This is a genomic window from Streptomyces sp. YJ-C3 (assembly GCF_053891275.1).
In genome coordinates this window covers 6,969,774-6,985,633 of sequence record NZ_CM132685.1, presented here as the reverse complement: position 1 = coordinate 6,985,633, position 15,860 = coordinate 6,969,774, and the positions used below count along the sequence as shown (strand labels likewise).

At 73.2% G+C, this 15,860-nt stretch carries 16 protein-coding genes; 7 read left to right on the top strand and 9 right to left on the bottom strand.

The annotated features are described in order from the left end of the window. Positions 1-78: 78 nt before the first annotated feature. The gene (locus ACVHNB_RS31415; protein WP_428955145.1) at positions 79-1,602 is read right to left on the bottom strand and encodes a leucyl aminopeptidase; all 1,524 of its coding nucleotides are present in this window, start codon (positions 1,600-1,602) and stop codon (positions 79-81) included. Positions 1,603-1,778: 176 nt separating this feature from the next. Then, positions 1,779-2,537: an adenosylcobinamide-GDP ribazoletransferase gene (gene cobS / locus ACVHNB_RS31410; protein WP_428955146.1), complete on the bottom strand. Its 759-nt coding sequence runs from the start codon at positions 2,535-2,537 to the stop codon at positions 1,779-1,781. A gap of 67 nt (positions 2,538-2,604) precedes the next feature. On the opposite strand from cobS, the gene ACVHNB_RS31405 reads away from it, so the two are divergent. Then, positions 2,605-3,372: a hypothetical protein gene (locus tag ACVHNB_RS31405; protein WP_428955147.1), complete on the top strand. Its 768-nt coding sequence runs from the start codon at positions 2,605-2,607 to the stop codon at positions 3,370-3,372. On the opposite strand, the gene ACVHNB_RS31400 is transcribed toward ACVHNB_RS31405, so the two are convergent. The 3 genes from ACVHNB_RS31400 to cobT form a co-directional block, all read right to left on the bottom strand. Next, positions 3,309-4,010 carry a hypothetical protein gene (locus ACVHNB_RS31400; protein WP_428955148.1) on the bottom strand — a complete coding sequence of 234 codons (702 nt, stop codon included), beginning with the start codon at positions 4,008-4,010 and terminating at the stop codon, positions 3,309-3,311. The two genes, ACVHNB_RS31405 and ACVHNB_RS31400, sit on opposite strands and share 64 nt — an antisense overlap. Next, positions 4,010-5,767, bottom strand: a complete 1,758-nt coding sequence (locus ACVHNB_RS31395; RefSeq protein ID WP_428955149.1) for a phosphatidylglycerol lysyltransferase domain-containing protein — start codon at positions 5,765-5,767, stop codon at positions 4,010-4,012. The genes ACVHNB_RS31400 and ACVHNB_RS31395 overlap by 1 nt, the downstream gene beginning before the upstream one ends. Before the next feature lie 143 nt (positions 5,768-5,910). Further along, entirely contained in the window at positions 5,911-7,014 is a 1,104-nt protein-coding gene (cobT, locus tag ACVHNB_RS31390) for a nicotinate-nucleotide--dimethylbenzimidazole phosphoribosyltransferase (protein WP_428955150.1), read from the bottom strand. Positions 7,015-7,252: 238 nt separating this feature from the next. On the opposite strand from cobT, the gene ACVHNB_RS31385 reads away from it, so the two are divergent. Next, positions 7,253-8,320 carry a class I SAM-dependent methyltransferase gene (locus ACVHNB_RS31385; protein WP_456226397.1) on the top strand — a complete coding sequence of 356 codons (1,068 nt, stop codon included), beginning with the start codon at positions 7,253-7,255 and terminating at the stop codon, positions 8,318-8,320. A gap of 19 nt (positions 8,321-8,339) precedes the next feature. Here the strand turns inward: ACVHNB_RS31385 and ACVHNB_RS31380 are convergent, their stop codons facing one another. Further along, the gene (locus ACVHNB_RS31380) at positions 8,340-9,545 is read right to left on the bottom strand and encodes a bifunctional adenosylcobinamide kinase/adenosylcobinamide-phosphate guanylyltransferase (protein ID WP_456226396.1); all 1,206 of its coding nucleotides are present in this window, start codon (positions 9,543-9,545) and stop codon (positions 8,340-8,342) included. A gap of 85 nt (positions 9,546-9,630) precedes the next feature. Between ACVHNB_RS31380 and ACVHNB_RS31375 the strand changes: the two genes are divergently transcribed. After that, positions 9,631-9,858: a hypothetical protein gene (locus ACVHNB_RS31375; RefSeq protein WP_428955153.1), complete on the top strand. Its 228-nt coding sequence runs from the start codon at positions 9,631-9,633 to the stop codon at positions 9,856-9,858. 64 nt (positions 9,859-9,922) lie between these two features. Here the strand turns inward: ACVHNB_RS31375 and ACVHNB_RS31370 are convergent, their stop codons facing one another. The 3 genes from ACVHNB_RS31370 to ACVHNB_RS31360 all read right to left on the bottom strand — a co-directional run bounded on the left by ACVHNB_RS31370 (position 9,923) and on the right by ACVHNB_RS31360 (position 12,534). Then, complete coding sequence (locus tag ACVHNB_RS31370; RefSeq protein WP_456226395.1) at positions 9,923-11,005, bottom strand: S1C family serine protease; 1,083 nt, start codon at positions 11,003-11,005, stop codon at positions 9,923-9,925. Positions 11,006-11,113: 108 nt separating this feature from the next. Continuing rightward, positions 11,114-11,821: a class I SAM-dependent methyltransferase gene (locus tag ACVHNB_RS31365; protein ID WP_428957688.1), complete on the bottom strand. Its 708-nt coding sequence runs from the start codon at positions 11,819-11,821 to the stop codon at positions 11,114-11,116. An 83-nt stretch (positions 11,822-11,904) separates the two neighbouring features. Beyond that, positions 11,905-12,534, bottom strand: a complete 630-nt coding sequence (locus tag ACVHNB_RS31360) for a DUF3043 domain-containing protein (RefSeq protein ID WP_428957689.1) — start codon at positions 12,532-12,534, stop codon at positions 11,905-11,907. A 209-nt stretch (positions 12,535-12,743) separates the two neighbouring features. Between ACVHNB_RS31360 and ACVHNB_RS31355 the strand changes: the two genes are divergently transcribed. From ACVHNB_RS31355 to ACVHNB_RS31340, 4 genes are read left to right on the top strand one after another with little or no spacing between them, the layout of a single operon-like run. Then, positions 12,744-13,541, top strand: a complete 798-nt coding sequence (locus tag ACVHNB_RS31355) for a PspA/IM30 family protein (protein ID WP_428955155.1) — start codon at positions 12,744-12,746, stop codon at positions 13,539-13,541. A 19-nt stretch (positions 13,542-13,560) separates the two neighbouring features. Continuing rightward, on the top strand, positions 13,561-13,839 hold the full coding sequence (gene pspAA / locus ACVHNB_RS31350; RefSeq protein WP_428955156.1) for a PspA-associated protein PspAA: 279 nt from the start codon (positions 13,561-13,563) through the stop codon (positions 13,837-13,839). A 38-nt stretch (positions 13,840-13,877) separates the two neighbouring features. Continuing rightward, positions 13,878-15,113, top strand: coding sequence for a sensor histidine kinase (locus ACVHNB_RS31345; protein ID WP_428955157.1), 1,236 nt, complete (start codon positions 13,878-13,880; stop codon positions 15,111-15,113). Beyond that, positions 15,110-15,808, top strand: coding sequence for a response regulator (locus ACVHNB_RS31340; RefSeq protein ID WP_456226394.1), 699 nt, complete (start codon positions 15,110-15,112; stop codon positions 15,806-15,808). Before ACVHNB_RS31345 ends, ACVHNB_RS31340 begins: the two co-directional genes overlap by 4 nt. Positions 15,809-15,860 lie beyond the last annotated feature (52 nt).

Sequence of the window (15,860 nt, the reverse complement as noted above, 5' to 3'; positions counted from 1 at the left end):
CGGAACCTGCGGATTTCGTCGAAAGCGAACAGGCCCGGGTGCGTGCACCCGGGGCTGTTCCACCATGTCGGAGGCGGGTCAGCCGAGGTCGCCCGCCGCCGTGCGCTCCGCGAGGCGGACCAGCGTACGGACCGCGGAACCCGTGCCGCCCTTCGGCGTGTACCCGAACGGGGCGCTCTCGTTGAAGGCCGGGCCCGCGATGTCGAGGTGGGCCCACGTGATGCCCTCGCCGACGAACTCCTGCAGGAAGAGACCGGCGACGAGGCCGCCGCCCATCCGCTCACCCATGTTGGCGATGTCGGCGGTGGACGAGTCCATGCCCTTGCGGAGGTCGGACGGGAGCGGCATCGGCCAGGACGGCTCACCGGCCTCCTCGGCGATCTCGTGGACCGACGTACGGAAGGCGTCGTCGTTGGCCATGATGCCGAACGTGCGGGCGCCGAGCGCCAGCATCATCGCGCCGGTCAGCGTCGCCACGTCGACGATCGCGTCCGGGGTCTCCTCGGAGGCCTTGGCGATGGCGTCGGCCAGGACCAGGCGGCCCTCGGCGTCCGTGTTGAGCACCTCGACCGTCTTGCCGGAGTACATGCGCAGCACGTCGCCGGGGCGGGTGGCGGAGCCGGACGGCATGTTCTCTGCGAGCGCCAGCCAGCCGGTGACGTTCACTTCGAGGCCGAGCCGCGCGGCGGTCACGACGGCGGCGAACACGGCGGCGGCGCCGGCCATGTCGCACTTCATCGTCTCGTTGTGACCGGCGGGCTTCAGGGAGATGCCGCCCGAGTCGTACGTGATGCCCTTGCCGACGAAGGCGAGGTGCTTCTTGGCCTTGGAGCTCTTGTACGAGAGCTTCACCAGGCGCGGGGCCGACGAGGAACCGGCGCCGACGCCCAGGATGCCGCCGTAACCGCCCTTGGCCAGGGCCTTCTCGTCGAGGACCTGGATCTTGATGCCGTGTTCCTTGGCCGCGGCCTGCGCGACGGCGGCGAAGGCCTCGGGGTTGAGGTCGTTCGGCGGGGTGTTGATCAGGTCGCGGGCGCGGTTGAGCTCCTCGGCCAGCGCGAGGGCGCGCTCGATCTCGGCCTTGTACGCCTTGTCGCGCGGCTTGCCGCCGAGCAGGGCGATCTCGGCGAGCGGCGCCTTGCCGTTCTTCTTCGGGTCCTTGGCGGACTCCTTGTAGGCGTCGAAGGAGTACGCGCCGAGCAGCGCGCCCTCCGCGATCACGCCCGCGTCCTCGGCGTCCTCGATCGGCAGCGCGAACGCGGCCTTCTTCGCACCGGCGAGGGCACGGGCGGCGACGCCCGCGGCGCGGCGCAGCGACTCGGCGTCGTACACCTCGTCCTTCTCGGGCTGACCGCCGAGACCGACCGCCAGCACGACCGGCGCCTTGAAGCCGGAGGGCGCGGGGAGCTTGGTCACCTCGCCCTCGCCGCCACTGGCGCCGAGGGTCTCCAGGACGGAGGCGAGCTTTCCGTCGAACGCCTTGTCCACGGCCTCCGCGCCGGGCGCGACGACCGGGCCCTTGTCGCCCTTGGCGACACCGACGACGACGGCGTCGGCGCGCAGGCCGGAGGCCGCGGCGGTGCTGAGAGTCAGAGCAGTCACGGTGGTGAGGTCCCTCTTTCATGGGTGGGGCTGGCATCTTTGCCGGGGCCGTGGGGTTTTGGCCCGCCAAGGGGAGCCTACGCCCGTGGTTGTCCGGGTGCGCTGTGCAGGTGTGCCCCGGATGCGGGGCCCCGCCCCGGACCCCGCTCCTCGACCGCCGGAGCGGGCCCCCGTGTTCAGAAGGCCAGTGCCACCAGCGCCGCCGTCGCCGCCGTCTCCGCCACCGCCCCGAACACGTCCCCAGTCACCCCGCCGAACCGCGCGACGCAGCGCCGCAGCAGCAACTCGGCCGCACCGCAGCCCAGTACGACGGCGATCGCGCCCGGCAGCGAGAACACCGCCGTCACCGCCACGATCAGCACGCCCACGATCAACGCCGCCCGCGCCGGCACCGTCCCGGCGACCGCGGCGCCGAGCCCCTCCGGACGGGCGGCGGGCACCGCGGTGCGGGACGCGAAGGTCAGGGCCAGCCGGGCCGTCACCGCCGAGAGGGCCGCCGCGACGGCACCACGGGCCCACGACTCCCCGTACAGCTGGGCCAGGACGGCGACCTGGGCGAGCAGCGCGAGGACCAGGGTCACGACCCCGAACGGGCCGATGTCCGACTGCTTCATGATCCGCAGGGCGTCCTCGGCGGGCTTGCCGCTGCCCAGGCCGTCCGCGACGTCCGCCAGCCCGTCGAGGTGCAGGCCCCGCGTCAGTACGGCCGGCACCGCGACGGAGGCGACCGCCGCGAGCAGGGCGCCCGCGCCCAGGAAGGTCAGCGCCCCGCCGAGCGCGGCCGCGGCGAGCCCGACGACCAGGCCGGCCAGCGGGGCGCACAGCATGCCGGTGCGGGCGGCGTCGCGGTCCCAGCGCGTGACGGTGACGGGCAGGACGGTGAGGGTGCCGAAGGCGAAGCGCACGCCGTCGGCCAGGGAGTTTCTCGGGGACACCGGGGGAGGTTACCCGGGTCGGCCCCATGGGCGGGCGGCGCCCGCGCCCCGCCTGCAAGATGGGTCCATGGGCGACTGGTGGTACCGGAACGTCACGGAGCCGGGCAAGCTGCCGCTGCTCCTGGCCCTGCTGTCGTTCCTGGTCACTTTCCTGGTGACGCGCACCATCACGCGGCTGATCCGGGCGGGCCGCGGCCCCTTCCGCAACATCAGCCCCGGCGGCCTGCACATCCACCACGTCGTGCCGGGCATCGTGCTCACCGTCGTCGGCGGGTTCGGGGCGGTCGGCAGCGGGCGGCACGGCATCACGGCGTCGATCTGTGCCGTCCTCTTCGGCGTCGGAGCGGGCCTGGTGCTCGACGAGTTCGCGCTGATCGTGCACCTCGACGACGTGTACTGGACCGAGCAGGGCCGGCGCAGCGTCGAGGTCGTCATCCTCGCGGCGGCCCTCGGCATGCTCGTCATCGGCGGCTTCTCACCGCTCGGCGTCAACGACATGACGGCCCAGGAACAGCACGACCGGACCACGCTCATCTCGACGCTGGTGATCAACTTCTCGTTCGTGTACGTCGCGCTGCTGAAGGGCAAGCCGCGGCTCGCGATCATCGGCGTGCTCGTGCCGTTCGTGGCGCTGTTCGGGGCGATCCGGCTGGCACGGCCCGGCTCGTACTGGGCGCGCCGGTTCTACCGGCACCGCCATCGGGCCCGGGCCCGCTCGGTCCTGCGGGCGTACCGGCACGACCGCCGCTGGCACCGCCTCAGCCGCGGCTTTCAGGACCTCATCGGCGGGACCCCGGACCGCGCGGAGCTGCCCCGCGCGGACCCGCCCCGGTGACGCAGCGCGGAGAGCGCGCACAGTGCCAGCGCCGCGACGATCGCGGCCAGGTGCTCCTTGCCCGCGAGGTTCGGCTTGACGACGCACTCCACGACCATCGTGACGACGACCAGCGCGCCGGTGAACCAGGCCCGGTGGCGCCAGCACACGTAGACGGCGAGCCCGACGACCGCCGCGGACGGGCCGGTGTCCACGACCTGCGCGTCGGAGGCCGGCAGGCCGAAGGGGCCGTCGGGGCCGAGCGCGATGCCGATCCGCGCGTACAGCGTGCCGGCGAGGGTGGCCGCGTACGCGACGACGAGGGTGCGCCACCAGCCCAGGCACAGTTCCGCGATGCCGAACACCAGCAGGATCTGCGCGAGCGCGCCCCACACCGGCAGGTCGAGCGCCGGGACGAACAGCGACAGCGGGGTGCGCAGCAGCGCCAGCCACAGCGGGTCATCGGCCCGGACCGAGCCGATGTCCTGCACGAACCCGTAGCCCCAGGGCTGGTTCTGCACGTACTGGAACGCCGCCGTCAGGCACACCGCGGCCAGCGTCATCGGGATCGCCCGCCACCTGCGCGCGAGGAACCGCTCGCGGACGACGGCGCACAGCGGGCCCCACTCCTTGCGCGCCCACGCGCGCAGCGTGCCCATCAGCGATGCTCCAGCTTTCCGCGGCGCAGCCACTTCGGCAGGCCCGGCACGTCGAGGAAGCCCTCGGCGCGGGCCGACGCGATGCCGATGCGCGGCAGGTCGGCGCTCTTCTCGAAGAGCAGGAAGCGGGGTTCCCAGATGGGCCGGTACTTGGCGTTGGCCCGGTACAGCGATTCGATCTGCCACCACCGGGAGAAGAAGCTGAGCAGCGAGCGCCACAGGCGCAGCACCGGGCCCGCGCCGAGCCGCGAGCCACGTTCGAAGACGGAGCGGAACATCGCGAAGTTCAGTGAGACCTGAGTGATCCCGATCTCGGGCGCGTGGCGCAGCAGTTCGATGACCATGAACTCCATCAGCCCGTTCTCGGAGTCCCGGTCACGGCGCATCAGATCGAGGGACAGCCCGTGCGGACCCCACGGGACGAAGGACAGCACCGCCCTCAACTCGCCTTCTCCGTCGCTGCATTCGAGCATCACGCACTGCCCGTCCGCCGGGTCCCCGAGGCGGCCGAGCGCCATCGAGAAGCCGCGTTCGGTCGCGCCGTCCCGCCAGTCGTCGGCGCGCTGGAGAAGGTACGTCATCTCGCCCTCGGGGATGTCCTCGTGGCGGCGGACACGGACCGTGTAGCCCGCGCGCTTGACCCGGTTGTAGGCCTGGCGGACCGTGCGCATCGCCCGCCCCTCCAGGGTGAACTCGGCGGTCTCGACGAGGGCTTCGTCGCCGAGTTCGAGGGCGTCGAGGCCGTGCCGCGCGTACACCGTGCCCGCCTCCTCGCTCGCGCCCATCACCGCGGGCAGCCAGCCGTGCGCCCGCGCCTCGGCCAGCCAGGGCTCGATCGCGCCGGGCCAGGCCTCCGGATCGCCGATCGGGTCACCGGAGGCCAGCGAGACCCCGCCGACCACCCGGTACGTCACCGCGGCCTTCCCGGTCGGGGACCACACGACGCTCTTCTCGCGGCGCAGCGCGAAGTAGCCGAGCGAGTCGCGCTCACCCTCCTTGTCGAGCAGGGCGCGCAGCTTCGTCTCGTCCTCCGGGGTGAGCGGGTCGACGGCCCGGCGGGAGCGGAACGCGGCGTAGACGACGGCGATGAGCAGGGCCGTGGAGAGGATGTTGATGACGACGTTGACCCAGTTCGGAGTCGCGATGCCCGGGTACCGGGACTCGTCGGTGGCGACCGAGATGAGGCGCAGGGTGCCGTAGCGCCAGCGGTCCAGGAACGTCGAACGGTGCTCGTCGTGGGCGTGGTTGGTGATCGTGACCAGGAACGTCGCGAACAGCGAGGTGACCAGCAGACCGCCGACCGCGACCGCCGCCGCCAGCTTCGGGTTCGAGCGGTCGCCCTTGGCGTAGAACTCCCGGCGCCCGACGAGCAGGGCGGCCACGAAGGCCGCGGTCAGCGCGAGCGAGATCCAGTTCTGCGCGTACTGCCGTACCTCGGGGAAGAGCATCACGAAGGCGAACAGCAGCAGGAACAGGCCGCTCAGGACGAGATTGAGGATCCAGGCCGCGCGCTTGCGGCGGCGCATCGTGATCGCCAGGAACCAGGTGACGACGGCGGAGGAGAAGCCCGCGGCCAGCAGGTACGGGGTGAAGTAGTTCTCCGAGTTGTGGCGGCGCAGGTCCTGTCCGAAGGAGACCCAGACAGCGCTCAGCAGGTTGATGAACGTGACGATCCGGAGGTACCAGACGGTGACCGCGGCCGCCCGCCGGGACGCCGGGGTGGATGTCGGTACGCCGCTTGTCTGTGCATCTCCCATGACGCGGAGCTTATGGGGTGATTTGGGGGTTATCTGGGTTCGGCGCCGCCGTTCCCGTCCTGTCGTGGTGGTTCTCGCCACGGCGCAGAAGCAGGGAGGGGCCCGGCGCCTCGGCGCCGGGCCCCTCCCTGGTCCCGCGGGAACTACTCGGCCTCGCCGGTCCCGTCGGCCCCGACTTCTGCGTCTTCTGCGTTCTTCGGCTGCTCGCCCTCCGGGAGCTCCGCCGCCAGCGACGCCGCCGCCTGCACGAGCGGCAGCGCGAGCAGCCCGCCGGTACCGCCGCCCACCCGGACGCCCTGGTCGAGCAGCGGCTCCATGGCCATCCGGTCCAGCGCCTTGGCCTGCGCGGGCTCGCCGCTGGCGTGTCCGGCCAGCCACCAGTCGGGCGCCCGGAACGCGACCCGCTGGCCGACCAGCGCGCAGGCCGCCGACACGACGCCGTCCAGGATCACCGGCGTCCGGCGCACCGCGGACTGCAGCAGGAACCCGGTCGCGGCCGCCAGGTCCGCCCCGCCCACCGTGGCGAGCAGCTGCAACTGGTCACCCAGGACCGGCCGGGCCCGGCGCAGCGCGTCCCGCACCGCCGCGCACTTGCGCATCCACGCCAGGTCGTCGATCGGGGCGCCGCCGCGGCCGGTGACGACCGAGGCGTCGGTCCCGCACAGCGCCGCGATGAGGGTGGCCGCCGCCGTGGTGCCGCCCACGCTGAGGTCGCCGAGCACCACCAGGTCCGTACCCGAGTCGGCCTCCTCGTCGGCGATCGTCATGCCCGCGCGGAACGCCGCCTCCGCCTCCTGCACGGTGAGCGCGTCCTCGATGTCGATGCGCCCGGAACCGCGCCGCACCCGGTGGCCCACGACGGCCTCGGGCAGCTCGTCCGGCTCGCAGTCGAGCGCCATGTCGACGACGCGCACGCCGACGCCGAGCCGCCGCGCCAGCACCGCGCCGGCGCTCGCGCCCTCGACGGCCTCGCGGACCAGACCGGCCGCGCTGCCCGCGGCGCGCTTCGACACGCCGAGCTCGGCGACGCCGTGGTCACCGGCGAAGAGGACCACGCGCGGTTGCGCCACTGGTCGCACCGGCACGGCCCCCTGGGCGGCGGAGAGCCACTCGCCCAGTTCGTCGAGGCGGCCGAGCGCGCCGGGCGGCACGGCCAGCCGGGCCCTGCGCTCCTCGGCGTCGCGGCGGGTGCCGCCGTCGGGGCGCTCGATCAGATCGGTGAAGTCGTCGAGATTCAGCGAGCTCATTCGCCGAACAGTACCGGCCGCGATCGCGGCCGGACCCCGACGTCCCCCCGGCCGCGGGAGCCCCGCCCGGGCGGGGCCCTGACGGTCCGTTACGCCATGCGATGCACCCGCTCCACAGCGTCATTGCGCGGCTGCTGCCGATCCCTTACGTTCCGGATTGTGTCGGATTGTCGTACCGCGGTGTTCGTCTCCGGAACGCGGCAGGACCCAGAACGCAGCACCAGGAGTTGACGCAGAGATGTCCCCGACAGCCCAGGCAGTTGCCGACCGCCGCCCCGCCTACCTCACCGAACTCGCCCGGGGCACCGAGCGCTTCCACGAGCCGCGCCGCCCCGACTGCCCCTGGTGCGGCTCCACGAAACTGCGCACCCGGCTGCGCACCACCGACCTGCTCCAGCACAAGCCCGGCACCTTCACCGTCGACCAGTGCGGGTCCTGCGCCCACTCGTTCCAGAACCCCCGGCTCACCCCCGAGGGCCTGGACTTCTACTACCGGGACTTCTACGACGGCCTCCGCGCCGACCAGGCCGAGAAGATCTTCGGCGCCCAGACCTCCGCGCGACGGCACCGCGCCGCCGCCCGCGCCATGGGCCCCTTCATCGAGCCGGAGAGCTGGCTGGACGTCGGCACCGGCCACGGCCACTTCCCGGCAGCCGCCAAGGAGCTCCTGCCGTACACGGCGTTCGACGGCCTCGACATCGGCGACGGCGTCGAGGAAGCCCGCCGGCAGGGCCGCGTCGAGGAGGCCCACCGCGGCCTGCTCACCGACCTGGCGCCCCGGCTCGCGGGCCGCTACGACGCGATGAGCATGTTCCACTACCTGGAGCACTCCCTCGACCCGCGCGAGGACCTCAAGGCGGCCCACCGCGTCCTGCGCCCCGGCGGCCACCTGATGATCGAGCTCCCCGACCCGGAGAGCCACTACGCGAAGCTGCTCGGCAAGTGGTGGGTCTCGTACTTCCAGCCGCAGCACCTGCACTTCATCCCGCTCGCCAACCTGCGCTCGGAGCTGACGGCGCTCGGCTACACCGTCGTCGCCGTCGACCGCCGCGCACCGCACGTCCCGCTCGACCTGACGGCGGCCTGCGCCCTGTTCCTCGGCCACTGCCTGCCCGACGCCGACAACCCCTGGCGCACCAAGGTCCCCAGCGGATTCCAGCGCAGGCTGCGCCAGACCCTGATGCACGGCTCGGCCCCCGCCTTCCACACCGCCCGTGCCGCCGACCGGCTGCTGGCCCCGCTGGTCAGCCGCACCCGCTTCGCCAACGCCTACCGGGTCGTCGCCCGCCGCAACCCGGACGCCTGACGCACGTCCCGGCGCCCCGTCAGCCGCGCAGCGCGAGCGCCTGCCCGGCGACGACGAGCAGCACGTGCTCGCACTCGCCCGCGAACGCCGCGTTCAGCCGCCCGAGTTCGTCGCGGTACCGGCGCCCGGACGCGGTCGCGGGCACGATCCCCGAACCGACCTCGTTCGAGACGGCGACCACCGTGCGCCGGGTGCGCCGCACGGCCCCGACGAGCTCCGCCACCCGCTCGCGCAGCGCCTTCTCGCCGCCGCCCGCCCACTCGGCGTCGTCCCAGGCGCCCACCTCGTCCATCGCGTACGTCAGCCACAGCGACAGACAGTCGACGAGCAGCGGCGCGCCGTCCGCCGCGTCGGTCAGCAGCGGTACGAGATCGCAGGTCTCGGCGGTGCGCCAGGACCCCGGCCGGCGCTCGCGGTGCACGGCGACCCGCCGCGCCCACTCCGTGTCCCCGCCCCGCGTCCCGCCGGTCGCGACGTAGAGCACGTCGGGGAAGGCCTCGAGCCGGCGCTCCGCCTCCACCGACTTCCCGGACCGCGCCCCGCCCAGCACCAGCGTCCGGCGCGGCACATCGGGCACGTCCTCGTACACCCCCACCTCCAGCGTGGTGCCGTCCGGCACGGCCCGCGCGCCCGCGGCCGCGAGCCGGCGGTCCAGCTCGGGCCCCGGCGGCACGTCGTGGTCCAGATGGACGGCGACGACGTCGGTGGTCGCACCGACGGCGCCCACCGACCGCAGCCGGGCCAGCGCGTCCGGCCGCCCGGTCACGTCCAGGACCACCATCTCGTACGGCGCGCGCACCTCCGCGAGGCCCGCGGGCGCCGCGCCCGGCGGCAGATACAGCAGCCGGGTGCCCTCGGGCCCCACCACCTCGTACCCGGTGCCCGGCGCGTCCAGGGCCAGCGCCCGCACCCGGTGCCCGGTCAGCAGCGCCAGCTCCCGCCCGTCCGGCACCCGCCCCGGCTGCGGCAGCCCCGCCGGCACCTCCACCGCGGGCCCGTCGTGCGGATGCGAGAGCAGCACCTGCCGTACGCCGCCGAGGCTGCGCCCCGCGCGGGCCGCGGCGAACGCGGCGCCCGGCGTCAGGTCGAGCAGCAGCGTCCCGTCGATCAGCAGGGCCGTCGCGGCGCGGGCGCGCGGGCCGAGCGCGGTCGCGCAGGCCGCGCAGGGGCAGTCGGGGCGGGGCAGCCCCTCGGGGGTGCCGGTGCCGAGCAGAGTCAGTTCCACGGGAAGATCCTCCCGCGCCACCGCGAGCGCCGCGCGCCCGGATACGCTTCCAGGGACATCGGACATCCGGTACCGGGAGGCTGACATGGCGGCATGGACGTGGCGGTTCGAGAAGTCCGACGGGACAGAGGTGTCCCCGGCGGTGCAGCCGGAGGAGTTCACGACGCAGGGCGACGCCGAGTCCTGGATCGGCGAGCACTGGAAGGCGCTGGCCGAGGGCGGGGCCGACCAGGTCACCCTGTCCGAGGACAGCACGGTCGTCTACGGCCCGATGAGCCTGCACGCCGAGACGGAGGAAGCGGCGCAGAGCTGACACCGGCCGGGGCCGGAAGCCGCTGAACCGGCCTCCGGCCCCGCACGGTCACGTCCCGGGCGGATCAGATCTCGCCGAGCGTGACCTCGGCCTTCTTCTCCGCGCCGTCCCGGGTGTACGTCACCGACACCTTGTCGCCGGGCTTCTCCTCGGCCAGCGCCTCCGACAGCGACTGCATTGTCGTCACCTCGGTGCCGCCGAACCCGGTGATGATGTCCCCGGCCTCGATCCCGGCCTTCTCCGCGCCGCCGCCGTCCGTCACGGACACCACGGCGACCCCGGCCGGCCGGTAGCCGTCGTCGAGCACCGTGCGGCCGGTGACGCCGAGCGCCGCCCGCCCCGAGTCCGTCACCTTGCCGTCCTTGATCACCTGGTCGGCGACCTTCGTGACCATGGACGCGGGGATGGCGAACCCGATGCCGGGCGCCGCGCTGTCCCCCATGTCGGGATCGGTCGCCGCGAGCGTCGGGATGCCGATGACCTCCCCGTCCAGGTTCACCAGCGCGCCCCCGCTGTTGCCCGGATTGATCGCGGCGGACGTCTGCACCATGTTCGCGATCGTCGCCCCGGTGCCGCCCCCCGACCGGCTCTCGCTCACGGTCCGCCCGGTCGCCGACACGATGCCCTGGGTGACGCTCGACGACAGCCCCAGCGGCGACCCCATCGCCAGGGTGATCTGCCCGACCTCCACCTTCGACGAGTCCCCGAACGCCGCGGCCTTCAGCCCGTCCGGCACCTTGTCCAGCTTGATGACGGCGAGGTCCTGCTCCGGATACGCGTAGACCAGCTTCGCCGTGAGTTCGTCGGTGCTGTTGGCCGTGGTGACCTTGAACGTCTTCTCGTCGCCGACCACGTGCGCGTTCGTCACGATGTGCCCCTGGTCGTCGTACACGACGCCGGAGCCGAGATCGGAGGAGGCCTGGATCTGGACGACCGAGGGCAGGACCTCCTTGATCACCTTCTGGTAGTCGTCCTGCAGGCTGTCGGCCGCCGCGGGCGCGGCCTGCGTGGTCGGGTCGGACGAGCCGGACGACGCGGAGTCCGAACAGCCGGACACGAGCGCCGCCGCGCACACGGCGGCGGTCAGCGGCAGGGCGACCCGGACGAGGCGAGGGGAGCGGCGAGCACGCGCGCGAGAGACGTTCATGCCCGGATTGTCACGTTCGCGCGGGGCGGTCGCCCGCCCTGCGCCGCCGAACAGGCGTCAGGGCCCGGGCACGGACGACCGCCCGTGCCGTGGACCCCGCGCGGGCTCTCAGCCGCGCACCCCGCACAGATGGAGCAGTGCCGCCACCCGCCGGTACGGCTCGGTGCGCCCGGCCCGCTCCTCCGCGGCGAGCAGCGTCTGCAGCTCCCCGCGCTCCGGCGGCCCGTCCCCGTCGCCGGCCTGGTCGGTGAAGACCCGCACCCCGTACCAGGCGTGCAGCGGGGCGCCGATCCCGGCGAGCGTCGCCGTCAGGGCGTCGAGCCGGTCGGCCCGCACATCGAGGCCGAGGCGATTGGTGTACTTCGTCGAGTCGAACGCGCCGAGCGCGGTGACCCAGTCACCGCCGAGCCCGGGCCGCATGGCGAGCGCGTCCGCGTTCCGTACCAGCAACGAGAGCAGACCCCCCGGGGCCAGCATCCGCGCCAGGCCCGCCAGCAGCGCGTCCGGGTCCTCGACGTACATCAGGACGCCGTGGCACAGCACGACGTCGAAGCTGCCCGGCAGGAAATGGACGCCGGTGTCCCGGCCGTCACCCTCGACGACCCGGACCCGCTCGCGCACCCCCTCGGGCTCCGCGGCCAGCGCCTGCCGGGCCGCGGAGACCATCGAGGGGTCCTGCTCGACGCCGGTCACCTTGTGCCCGGCCCGGGCCAGCCGCAGGGCCTGCGTGCCCTGGCCCATCCCCACGTCGAGCACCCGCAGCCGCTGCCCCACGGGGAAGCGCCCGGCTATCTGCTCGTCGAGCTGCCGGGCCACCAGCTCCTGCCGTACGACATTGCGCACGCCGCCCAGCCGTGCCAGCCAGGCGCCCGGCGCGTCCCCGGCGAAGGCCTCGGTGCTCAGGGCCGCTCCCCGCGCTTGACCTGCGGCTTGGGCAGACGGAGGCGCTTCATCTGGAGCGTGCGCATCAGCGCGTACGCGACGGCGCCCTTGCGGCGCTCGTTCGGGAACTTCTCCGCCAGCTGCTTCTTCAGGCGGAAGCCGGTGATGGCCGAGTCGATCACGATCGCGACGATCACGAACAGCCACAGCAGCAGCGCGATGTTCTGCAGCGAGCCGACGCGGACCATGCTCAGGACGAGGATGATCACCGCCATCGGCAGGAAGTACTCGGCGATGCAGAACCGCGAGTCGACGAAGTCCCGCGCGTAACGGCGCACGGGCCCCTTGTCGCGGGCCGGCAGATAACGCTCGTCACCGCTGGCCAGCGCGGCACGCTGACGCTCCATCGCGGTGCGCCGCTCGTCGCGCTGCCGGGAGCGGGCCTCCTTCGGCGACATCTTGGTGTTGGCCACGCTGCGGCGCTGCGACTGGGCCGCGCTGCGCTTGGGCGTGGGGCGGCCCTTGGGCGCCTGCGGGTCTCGGGTCTGCGAGGGCGAGGAGGTCACCGGGGCCTTGTCGGCCGGGGCCTTGTCGTCCTTGGATCGGCTACGGAACACAAAAGCCAAGGGTACGTGCTGGTCGTGCATGGACCACAGGCCTGTGGGGAACGATCCGGCAACACCCTGCGTCCATAGGGGCACACCTACTCCTCAAGCCGGAGCGGGGCCGGGCGCAGTCGTCCTTGGGGATGAGCGCATCCGCACCTGAACAGTGCGGTAATAGATGCAGGACCCGTACTGTGGGTTCTGTCGCAGTGCTGGAGCTGGAGTCGGTCAGAAGGGGGCGCGCGAAGCCCATGAGCGGTGTCATGAAGCGTATGGGGATGATCTTCCGCGCGAAGGCGAACAAGGCCCTTGACCGGGCCGAGGACCCGCGCGAGACCCTCGATTACTCGTACCAGAAGCAGCTGGAGCTGCTCCAGAAGGTGCGCCGCGGCGTCGCCGACGTGGCGACCAGCCGCAAGCGCCTGGAACTGCAGCTGAACCAGCTCCAGGGCCAGTCCTCCAAGCTGGAGGACCAGGGCCGCAAGGCGCTCGCGCTCGGCCGCGAGGACCTGGCCCGCGAGGCCCTCTCGCGCCGCGCCGCCCTCCAGCAGCAGGTCACGGACCTGGAGACGCAGCACCAGACGCTGCAGGGCGAGGAGGAGAAGCTCACCCTCGCGGCCCAGCGCCTGCAGGCCAAGGTCGACGCCTTCCGTACGAAGAAGGAGACCATCAAGGCCACCTACACCGCGGCGCAGGCACAGACCCGGATCGGCGAGGCGTTCTCCGGCATCTCCGAGGAGATGGGCGACGTCGGCATGGCGATCCAGCGCGCCGAGGACAAGACGGCCCAGCTGCAGGCCCGGGCCGGCGCCATCGACGAGCTGCTCGCGTCCGGCGCCCTCGACGACTCCTCCGGCCTCGCCAAGGACGACATCCAGAGCGAGCTGGACCGGCTCTCCGGTGGTACGGATGTAGAGCTGGAGCTGCAGCGCATGAAGGCCGAGCTGGCCGGTGGCTCCTCGTCGTCCCAGCAGGCGATCGAGGGCGGCGCCGGGCAGGGCCAGCAGGCACAGCAGCCGCAGGACACTCCGCGCTTCGACAAGCAGTAGCAGCCCACAGGAGGGCGTCATGATCGTACGGATCATGGGGGAGGGCCAGGTGAAGCTGGCCGACGGCCACTTCACCGAGCTCAACAAGCTCGACGACGAACTGCTCCAAGAGATGGAGAGCGGCGACGACGCCGGCTTCCGGCGCACGCTCGCCGCGCTCCTGGACGCCGTGCGCCGCCTGGGCGAGCCCCTCCCCGACGACGCCCTGGAGCCCTCGGAGCTGATCCTCCCCGCCGCCGAGGCGACGCTGGAAGAGGTCCGCGACATGCTCAGCGACGACGGACTGATCCCGGGCTGACCAGTGCCGCGGTGAAGGGGGCGGCTACCGTGACCCCGGTGACCCCCCTCGTACGGTGGGCCAGGACGCACCCCCTGGCCCTGGACGCCATCGTCGCGCTCGGCGTTCTCCTCGCCATGGTCGCCGGCTCCTTCGTCGACCCGAACGGCCCCGACGGCATGTACGTCTGGGGCGCCCGCACCCCGGGCGGTCTCAGCCTCCTCCTCATGGTGCTCGGCGCCGCCGCCCTGGTCTTCCGGCGGCTCGCCCCCATGTACGTACTCGCCGCGACCGCGACCGTCTCCGTCGTCGAACTGGCCACCGGCGAACCCCGCGCCCCCGTGGTGATGTCCGCGGTCGTCGCGCTCTTCACGGTCGCCGCCACCACCGACCGCCCCACCACCTGGCGCGTCGGCCTCGCCACGATGGCGGTCCTCACCGGCGTCGCCATGCTCGTCGGCCCGCTGCCCTGGTACGCCCAGGAGAACCTCGGCATCTTCGCGTGGACCGGCATGGCCGCGGCCGCCGGGGACGCCGTCCGCTCCCGGCGCGCCTTCGTCGACGCCATACGGGAGCGCGCCGAACGGGCCGAGCGCACGCGGGAGGAGGAGGCCCGGCGGCGCGTCGCCGAGGAACGGCTGCGCATCGCCCGCGATCTGCACGACGTCGTCGCCCACCACATCGCGCTCGTCAACGTCCAGGCCGGGGTCGCCGCCCACGTCATGGACAAGCGCCCCGACCAGGCCAAGGAAGCCCTCTCGCACGTCCGCGAGGCCAGCCGCTCCGCGCTCAACGAACTCCGCGCCACCGTCGGCCTGCTGCGCCAGACCGGCGACCCGGAGGCGCCGACCGAACCGGCCCCCGGGCTCGACCGGCTCGACGACCTCGTCGACACGTTCCGGCACGCCGGGCTGCCCGTCGAGGTGGCCCGCGCCGCCTCCGCCCCGGCGCTGCCCGCCGCCGTCGACCTCGCCGCCTTCCGCGTCGTGCAGGAAGCGCTGACGAACGTGCAGAAGCACGCGGGCCCCGACGCGAAGGCCGAGGTCAGCGTCGTACGCGTCGGGGCCGACGTGGAGATCTCGATTCTCGACAACGGGCCCGGCGCCGATCCCAAGTCCCCCCACCGGCTCGACGAGAACGGCGGGCACGGCCTGCTCGGCATGCGCGAGCGGGTCACCGCGCTCGGCGGCACCCTCACCGCGGGACCGCGCTACGGCGGCGGTTTCCGCGTCCATGCGATCCTTCCGGTCAAGGTCCGTACCGACACAGACACCTCAGGGGACGCCACCACATGACCAGCGGCAACATCAGGGTCCTGTTGGCCGACGACCAGGCCCTGCTGCGCAGCGCCTTCCGTGTGCTCGTCGACTCCGAGTCCGACATGGAAGTGGTGGGGGAGGCGTCCGACGGCGCCGAGGCGGTCCGGCTGGCCCGCACCGAGCGGCCCGACGTGGTCCTCATGGACATCCGGATGCCCGGCACCGACGGCCTCGCCGCGACCCGCGAGATCAGCGCCGACCCCGAACTCGCCCACGTACGCGTGGTGATGCTGACCACCTTCGAGGTCGACGAGTACGTCGTGCAGTCGCTGCGGGCCGGCGCCTCCGGCTTCCTCGGCAAGGGCGCCGAACCCGACGAACTCCTCGGCGCCGTGCGCATCGCGGCCGCGGGCGACGCCCTGCTGTCGCCCGCCGCGACCAAGGGCCTGATCGCCAAGTTCCTGGCGCAGGGCGACGGTTCGGACGACACGGCGCGCGGCGCGGGCGCTCACGCGGAGCGGCTCGCCGCGCTCACCGGACGCGAGCGCGAGGTCCTGGTCCAGGTCGCGGGCGGCCTCTCGAACGACGAGATCGCCGAGCGCCTCGAGGTCAGCCCGCTCACCGTGAAGACCCACGTGAACCGCGCCATGGCCAAGCTCGGCGCCCGCGACCGGGCCCAACTCGTGGTAATTGCCTACGAATCGGGCCTGGTCCGTCCAAGGGTGGAGTGATCCCGGCCCGCACGTACTACGGCCGCAGTAGGCGCCGCATAAGAACGGGACC

Coding starts and splice junctions, on each gene's coding strand:
- ACVHNB_RS31405 (WP_428955147.1), top strand. CDS start 2,605: ATGGGCGACTGGTGGTACCGGAACGTCACGGAGCCGGGCAAGCTGCCG.
- ACVHNB_RS31400 (WP_428955148.1), bottom strand. CDS start 4,010: ATGGGCACGCTGCGCGCGTGGGCGCGCAAGGAGTGGGGCCCGCTGTGC.
- ACVHNB_RS31395 (WP_428955149.1), bottom strand. CDS start 5,767: ATGGGAGATGCACAGACAAGCGGCGTACCGACATCCACCCCGGCGTCC.
- cobT (WP_428955150.1), bottom strand. CDS start 7,014: ATGAGCTCGCTGAATCTCGACGACTTCACCGATCTGATCGAGCGCCCC.
- ACVHNB_RS31385 (WP_456226397.1), top strand. CDS start 7,253: ATGTCCCCGACAGCCCAGGCAGTTGCCGACCGCCGCCCCGCCTACCTC.
- ACVHNB_RS31375 (WP_428955153.1), top strand. CDS start 9,631: ATGGCGGCATGGACGTGGCGGTTCGAGAAGTCCGACGGGACAGAGGTG.
- ACVHNB_RS31370 (WP_456226395.1), bottom strand. CDS start 11,005: ATGAACGTCTCTCGCGCGCGTGCTCGCCGCTCCCCTCGCCTCGTCCGG.
- ACVHNB_RS31360 (WP_428957689.1), bottom strand. CDS start 12,534: ATGCACGACCAGCACGTACCCTTGGCTTTTGTGTTCCGTAGCCGATCC.
- ACVHNB_RS31355 (WP_428955155.1), top strand. CDS start 12,744: ATGAGCGGTGTCATGAAGCGTATGGGGATGATCTTCCGCGCGAAGGCG.
- pspAA (WP_428955156.1), top strand. CDS start 13,561: ATGATCGTACGGATCATGGGGGAGGGCCAGGTGAAGCTGGCCGACGGC.
- ACVHNB_RS31340 (WP_456226394.1), top strand. CDS start 15,110: ATGACCAGCGGCAACATCAGGGTCCTGTTGGCCGACGACCAGGCCCTG.